This window comes from Xylophilus sp. ASV27 (genome assembly GCF_016428875.1).
Classification (GTDB): domain Bacteria; phylum Pseudomonadota; class Gammaproteobacteria; order Burkholderiales; family Burkholderiaceae_C; genus Xylophilus.
Window position 1 is genome coordinate 1 of the sequence record NZ_JAELTO010000330.1, and the last position, 379, is coordinate 379.

A 379-nucleotide genomic window follows, 5' to 3' on the forward strand; every position below is an offset into this window, starting at 1 on the left:
CCCCCCCCCCCCCCCCCCCCCCCCCCCCCCGCCCCCCCCCCCCCCGCCTCACCGCCCCTGGCCCCCCCGACCCCGCCACTATGCTCTGTTCGTCGGCAGCGTCAGATGGGTATCAGTGTCAGGGCCAGGTACTGGTGGGGGGCGCTTTCACCCAGCTGGGCGGCCAGACGCGCAACCGCCTGGCCCGCCTCAACGCCGATGGATCGCTGGACACGGGCTTCAATCCCGGCGCCAACGGCAAGGTGCTCAGCCTGTCACTTATACACGACTCCGAGCCCACGAGACCGTACAGTAAATCGCGTATGACCGGAAGATAATGCAAAGACCGGGGCTTGGCCGGTGGGGCGGTGGACTCGGGGGGCGGGAGGGGGGCCGGGGG

The 379-nt window shown here is 71.5% G+C and carries 1 protein-coding gene; it reads left to right on the forward strand.

Going from position 1 to position 379, the window contains the following annotated elements; genetic code table 11:
* On the forward strand, positions 1-317 hold a 317-nt coding region (locus JHD63_RS23180; RefSeq protein WP_198973154.1), incomplete at its 5' end, for a delta-60 repeat domain-containing protein.
* Positions 318-379 lie beyond the last annotated feature (62 nt).